The organism is Pseudomonas sp. HMWF021 (assembly GCF_003061005.1).
In the GTDB taxonomy this organism is placed as follows: domain Bacteria; phylum Pseudomonadota; class Gammaproteobacteria; order Pseudomonadales; family Pseudomonadaceae; genus Aquipseudomonas.
Map to the genome: position 1 here is coordinate 36930 of NZ_QAIK01000170.1, position 6120 is coordinate 43049.

Annotated in this window: 6 protein-coding genes; all 6 read right to left on the reverse strand. The window is 61.1% G+C overall.

The window, feature by feature from the left end; all coding sequences use genetic code 11:
* Positions 1–531: DegT/DnrJ/EryC1/StrS aminotransferase family protein (locus tag DBR18_RS29880; protein WP_256588925.1), on the reverse strand; the 531-nt coding region annotated here is incomplete at its 3' end.
* Entirely contained in the window at positions 528–1754 is a 1227-nt protein-coding gene (locus tag DBR18_RS24655; RefSeq protein ID WP_108592269.1) for a class I SAM-dependent methyltransferase, read from the reverse strand. The genes DBR18_RS29880 and DBR18_RS24655, both read right to left, overlap by 4 nt.
* Complete coding sequence (locus DBR18_RS24660) at positions 1751–2311, reverse strand: dTDP-4-dehydrorhamnose 3,5-epimerase family protein (protein ID WP_108592270.1); 561 nt, start codon at positions 2309–2311, stop codon at positions 1751–1753. The genes DBR18_RS24655 and DBR18_RS24660 overlap by 4 nt, the downstream gene beginning before the upstream one ends.
* The gene (rfbG, locus tag DBR18_RS24665; RefSeq protein ID WP_108592271.1) at positions 2308–3390 is read right to left on the reverse strand and encodes a CDP-glucose 4,6-dehydratase; all 1083 of its coding nucleotides are present in this window, start codon (positions 3388–3390) and stop codon (positions 2308–2310) included. Before rfbG ends, DBR18_RS24660 begins: the two co-directional genes overlap by 4 nt.
* Entirely contained in the window at positions 3372–4145 is a 774-nt protein-coding gene (gene rfbF, locus DBR18_RS24670) for a glucose-1-phosphate cytidylyltransferase (protein ID WP_108592273.1), read from the reverse strand. Before rfbF ends, rfbG begins: the two co-directional genes overlap by 19 nt.
* Positions 4146–4427: 282 nt before the next feature.
* A partial coding sequence (locus DBR18_RS24675; protein WP_305891545.1) for a calcium-binding protein occupies positions 4428–6120 on the reverse strand: 1693 nt, incomplete at its 5' end.

Here is a 6120-nt window from a genome sequence, read left to right on the forward strand (position 1 = left end):
GAAGGCACCGAATGCGCCCAGCGAGCCGGCAGCCCGCCCGCGCCACTGCGAACCGATGGCTTCCGCCGCATCTTCGATCACAGGAATGCCGAATGTTTTGCCGATGGCCAGCAAGGCATCCATGTCACAAAGATTGCCGTACAGGTGTACTGCCAGAATGGCTTTGGTACGCGGGGTAATCGCCTGCCGGACCCGTTGCGGGTCCAGGCACCAGCTATCGGCCAGCACATCGACAAACACCGGGGTCGCCCCCAGATAAGTGATTGGCGCTGCCGAGGCAATCCAGTTGGTGTTGGCCAGGATCACTTCATCGCCCTCACCAATGCCAAGCGCTGCCATCCCCATATGCAGGGCTCCGGTGCAACTGGAGGTGGCGATCGCATACGTTGCGCCCAGGTGCTCGGCGAAGCCGTGCTCGAAACGTGTCAGGTATTCATAGCAGCGCGCGCCCCAGCCATTCTGTACAGCATCGAGGGTGTAGCGGGCTTCGAGTTCGCCAACGCTCGGTTTGGTGTAATGAATTCTGCTCATCGAATACTCAACTCCGGAACGGCGACGACAAAGCGTGCGCCCCACGTTTTGGCCGACGCCAACTGCTGTGTCACTTCACTCAACAGGTTCCACGGCAGGACCAGGATGTAGTCGGGTTTTTCCAGCTCAATGCGTTCGGGCGCAACAATCGGAATGCGACTGCCCGGCAGGAACTTGCCCTGTTTGTGCGGGTTGGCATCGGCCACCCACGCCAGCAGATCGGGTTTGACCCCGGCGTAATTGAGCAAGGTGTTGCCTTTGGCGGCTGCGCCGTAACCGACCACACGCTTGCCCTCGGCCCTGGCCTGCAACAGGAAGCGCAGCAGTTCGTGCTTGATGCGTTCGGCTGCCGGCGCGAGGGTCGCGTAATACTCGGGGGTTTTCACCCCGGCAGCGATTTCTGCCTGCAGCTGTTGCTGCACCGCCGCTTGCACCGCGCGGCGTTCACCGTCCTTGCGCTGCACAAACACCCGCAGCGAACCGCCATGAGTGCTCAACTGAGTGACGTCGAACACTTGCAGACCATTGCGCTCACACAGGGTCTGCACAGCGGTCAAGGACAGATAGGAATAGTGCTCGTGATACAGGGTGTCGAACTGCGCACCCGCCATCAGCGTCAGCAGTTGCGGGAATTCGAAGGTGGCGACGCCGGTCGGCTTAAGCAGCGTGGCGAAACCGCCGAGGAAGTCATTGATGTCCGGCACATGCGCGAGCACGTTGTTGGCCGCCATCAGGTCGGCCCCCCAGCCTTCGCGGTGCAGCTGTGCAGCCGTCTCGCGACCGAAGAACAGTTCACGAATCTGCAGGCCTTTTTCCCGCGCCGCTTGCGCGGTGCTGCGGGTCGGCTCGACGCCCAGGCACGGGATGCCGCGAGCGGCGACGTACTGCAGCAGATAACCGTCGTTGGCAGCGACTTCCACCACGCGGCTGTCGGCGTTCAGGCCAAAGCGCTCGACCATCTCGGCGACATAGCGCTCGGCATGGGCCAGCCAGGTGCTGGAGAACGAACTGAAATAGGCGTACTCGGCGTCGAACAGGCTGTCGGCGGAGGTGTAGTCCTCGGTCTGCACCAGCCAGCATTGCTGGCACACCGCGACCTTGAGCGGCACCCATTGCTCGGCCTGCTCCAGCCGATCGGCGTGCACGTAGGCGTTGGACGGTGGCGAGGTGCCGAGGTCGATCAGCGGCAGGCTCAGCGGTGCGGCGCACCCACGGCAGTTCATAGACGCACTCCGGCAAAGTGTTGATCGAGCGCAGGATGGCTGGAATCACGCGCTGACAAATTATTGACAGGCAACGGCCAGGCAATCGCCAGCCGTGGATCGTTCACCGACAGCCCGCCCTCGTGCTGCGGCGCGTAATCGGCGCTGTGCAGGTAAAGCAGTTCGGCATCGTCGGTCAGGGTCTGGAATCCGTGGGCGAACCCCGCGGGAATCAACAGGCTGCGGCCGTCACCGGCCTTCAGATGCTCGGCGTGCCAGTGCAGAAAGGTCTCGGAATGAGGGCGCAGATCCACCGCCACGTCCCACACTTCACCGCGCAGGCAGGTGATCAACTTGGCTTCCGGCGCATTGGCATTCTGATAATGCAGACCGCGCACACTCGCCTTCTCACGGGTGCAGGAATGGTTGATCTGGCGGATATGAAATTCGCTGCCGAACGCGCTCAGGCTGCCTTCGCAGAACAACCGGGCGAAATGTCCGCGCTGATCTTCGAAGCGTTTGTGCTGGACGCTGAACAGCCCGGCAAGCGGCAACGGTTTCAAGGAAAACTCACTCACAGCGCGCCCCGGTACAGGTTCAGTTGGCCGAGGGTGACGTTGCGCATGTCATCGCCGTTCTGCCACGCCAGGTGCCAGTCGAGGGTCTGGGTCAGGCATTGCTGCAAGGTCCAGCGTGGTTGCCAGCCGAGTACCTGACGGGCGCGACTGCTGTCGAGGCGCAACAGACCGGCCTCGTGCAGTTCGCTTTTTTCGATGCGCAGACCGCGCGCCTGTGGCCAGCGACTGGCGAGCAGTTCGACCACTTCGCCGACGCTGCACATGTCGGCCTCGCCCGGCCCGAAGTTCCACGCCCCGGCGTATTCCGGGCCTTGCTCGTAGAGGCCGGCAGCCAGTTGCAGGTAACCGGCCAGCGGCTCCAGCGCGTGCTGCCACGGGCGCACGGCTTGCGGATAACGCAGGGTCACCGGCTCGTCTGCAGTCCAGGCCTTGAGCACGTCGGGAATCAGTCGTTCAGGGGCGAAATCACCGCCACCCAGCACGTTGCCTGCGCGCGCGGTGGCCAGGGCCAGACCGTGTTCGGCGTACTTGTCGGCCGGGAAGAACGACGCCGCATAAGACTGCGCCAACAGTTCGCAGCAAGCCTTGCTGCTGCTGTAAGGATCGTGACCGCCGAGGGCTTCGTCTTCGCGGTACGGCCACAGCCATTCCTTGTTGGCGTAGACCTTGTCGGTGGTCACCAGCACGCAGGCGCGCACGCAACCGACCTGACGGATCGCTTCGAGCAGGTTCAGCGTGCCCATGACGTTGCTGGAATAAGTACCCAGCGGATCGCGATAGCCCTCACGCACCAGTGGCTGCGCAGCCAGGTGCAAAACGATCTCCGGCTCGGTGTCGGCGATGATCTCCAGCAATGCGCCGAGATCACGCAGATCACCGCGCTGATCGTTGATCCCTTCGTGAACCCGCGCCAGTTCATACAGGCTCGGTTCGGTCGAAGGATCAAGGGCGAAACCGCTGACTTGCGCGCCGAGGCTTTGCAGCCACAGGGTCAGCCAACTGCCCTTGAAACCGGTGTGACCGGTGACCAGTACGCGCTTGCCGCGCCAGAAATCCGCACTCAGGCCCATTGCTTCCATGGGGCCTCCCCGCTTTGCCACAGCGCTTCGAGGTGGTTTTTGTCACGCAGGGTGTCCATTGGCTGCCAGAAACCATCGTGCTGATAAGCCATCAATTCACCGCGCGCGGCCAGACCATCGAGCGGCCCGGATTCCCAGGACGTCTCGTCGCCCTCTATCAGCGGCAGAACCTTGGGCGACAACACAAAAAAGCCGCCATTGATCCAGCCACCGTCGCCCCGGGGTTTTTCGGTGAACCCGAGCACTCGATCACCGTCACGATCCAGAGCGCCGTAGCGTCCCGGCGGTTGTACGGCCGTCACTGTCGCCAGTTTGCCGTGGGTCAGATGGAAATCCACCAGCGAACTGATGTTCAGGTCCGAGACACCGTCGCCATAGGTGAAGCAGAACGCTTTTTCTTTCTCCAGATACCGTGCGGCGCGGCGCAGGCGGCCACCGGTCATGGTTTCTTCCCCGGTATCGATCAGCGTCACGCGCCACGGCTCGCTGTAATTCTGGTGTACGTCCATGCGGTTTTCCCGCATGTCAAAGGTCACGTCGGAGGTGTGCAGGAAGTAGTTGGCGAAGAAGTCCTTGATCGCGTACCCCTTGTAGCCCAGGCAAATCACGAAGTCGTGAATCCCGTGGGCGGAGTACTGCTTCATGATGTGCCAGAGAATTGGCTTGCCGCCAATCTCGATCATCGGCTTGGGCTTGAGGTGCGACTCTTCACTGATGCGCGTGCCCAGACCACCCGCCAAAATAACTGCCTTCATCATCTCCCCTCTCGTTTGTCACAGGGCTGCACGTCGCTTTCTTGAGCGCTACGGCCTTCTGGCTAAACCTTTCTGCCGTTTCGGGCGCAGGGGCAATGACCGCGAGCGCTCGTTTTATGGCGATTTGAGGGGTGACTTGCAGGAAACGCGCCAGCTCGCAAAGCCAATCAGCCGGCGCAAAAAAGGGGCTGATCCGGTTCATGCAAACCGGGTCAGCCCCCCTCATACATCAAACAGATAGTTTCATCCCTATTGCAGGTGTGAAGCTATCGGATTCAGCGATCAGCCGAACAGGGTGAACCCGTCATTGCCGGTTGGCAGGTTGATGAACTTGCCGTCAGACGACTGGATATATTCAATATTGTTGAAACCTGCGAACCAGTCCTTCAGTCGCACGCCGTCTTCCGGAGTCTGGCCTTCGAACACACTGTACTGATGCAGGAACAGGTCATTGCCGACCCGATCAAGCAGCAGTTGCTGAGCGCTGATGTTCGTCAGGACCAACTTGTCGCCGGAACTGGTGCCATTGTCCTGAATGGTGACCAGTCTCGAGGTATTGACGGTGTAGGTGTCATTATCCTCACCGCCGAACGCCGAACCCGGCCCCTGCAGAAACAGTTTGTCAGCACCTGCACCACCGAACAGCGAGTAGCCGGCGCCAGTCCCGGTCAGCAGATCGTCGCCCTCACCACCGTCAGCCATGCCATACACCACGGTAATGGTGTCATTACCGGCTTCACCAAAGGCCTGGGTGCCACGGTCATCGGGCGCTGCAACGATGGTGTCGTTGCCATTGCCGCCATACAGAAGGTCGGCCTGCGGCCCAACCGCTGCAACATTGACTGCAAACGGTCCGAGCGGGGTGTACAGGCTGCCATAGATGACATCGTTGCCATCACCGCCATAAATGACGTCGTTGCCCACACCACCCTCCAGACCATTGGCGGCCGCGTTGCCGGTCAGCGTGTCATTGAAGCTCGTCCCGATCAGGCTCTCGACATTGATGAATACATCGCCTTCGGCATCACCGCCCTGACTGACACCGGTCTGCAGGTTGATGTTCACGGCGGTGGCGTTGTTGGCGTACCAGACCGTATCGATGCCTTCACGTCCGTCGAACACGTCGGCACCGGCTCCGCCCACGAAGTTGTCGTTGGCGGTGGAGCCCAGGAACGTATCGGCGAACCGGCTGCCCTGGAAGATCTCGATGGCTGCGAAGGTATCGCCTGCCGCATCACCGGCGTTGGCGTTGGTTTTCAGGTCGATGGTGACCGCGCTGTCCGACGACTCGTAGCTGACCATATCCAGGCCGGTGCCGCCGTTGATGGCGAACACAGCGGAGCTGCCAACAAAGACGTCGTTGAACTTCGAGCCAGTGAATGCTTCGATGCTGTCGTAGGTATCGCCCAACGCGATCCCGGTACTGACACCGGTTTTCAGGTTGATGCTGACGCCCACGGTGCTGTCGTCATAGGACACAGTGTCCATGCCCGCACCCCCGAAGAACTGATCGGCACCGCCGCCGCCCTTCAGCAGATCATTACCACTGCCACTGATAATGATGTTGTCGCTGTCATTGCCTGTGCCGGTAAATGCAGCCGTACCGGTGTAAGTCATGCGCTCGACGTTGGCCGCCATTGCGTGCTCTTTCCAACTGACACGTATTTCATCATTGCCGCCACCGGCCTGTTCAATGACCGTCACGCCGCCACCGTTGACGTAGTAGATGTCGTCACCGGCGCCACCTTCGAAGTTTGCGTAGCTGATAGCCGCCGCAGTGAAGGTATCGTTGAACGCCGAACCGATGACTTTATCGATGTTGGTCAGGGTGTCGCCCTGTGCATCACCGCCAGTCGCCACTGAAGAGGTGCCCGGGCGAATTTCGACGTTGACCGCTTCGGCAGACGCCGAATAGTCCACGGTGTCCCAGCCGGTGCCGGCCCCACCGTCAAACGCAATCGCGCGGCTGTCGGCG

Coding starts and splice junctions, on each gene's coding strand:
- rfbG (WP_108592271.1), bottom strand. CDS start 3,390: ATGGAAGCAATGGGCCTGAGTGCGGATTTCTGGCGCGGCAAGCGCGTA.
- DBR18_RS24655 (WP_108592269.1), bottom strand. CDS start 1,754: ATGAACTGCCGTGGGTGCGCCGCACCGCTGAGCCTGCCGCTGATCGAC.
- rfbF (WP_108592273.1), bottom strand. CDS start 4,145: ATGAAGGCAGTTATTTTGGCGGGTGGTCTGGGCACGCGCATCAGTGAA.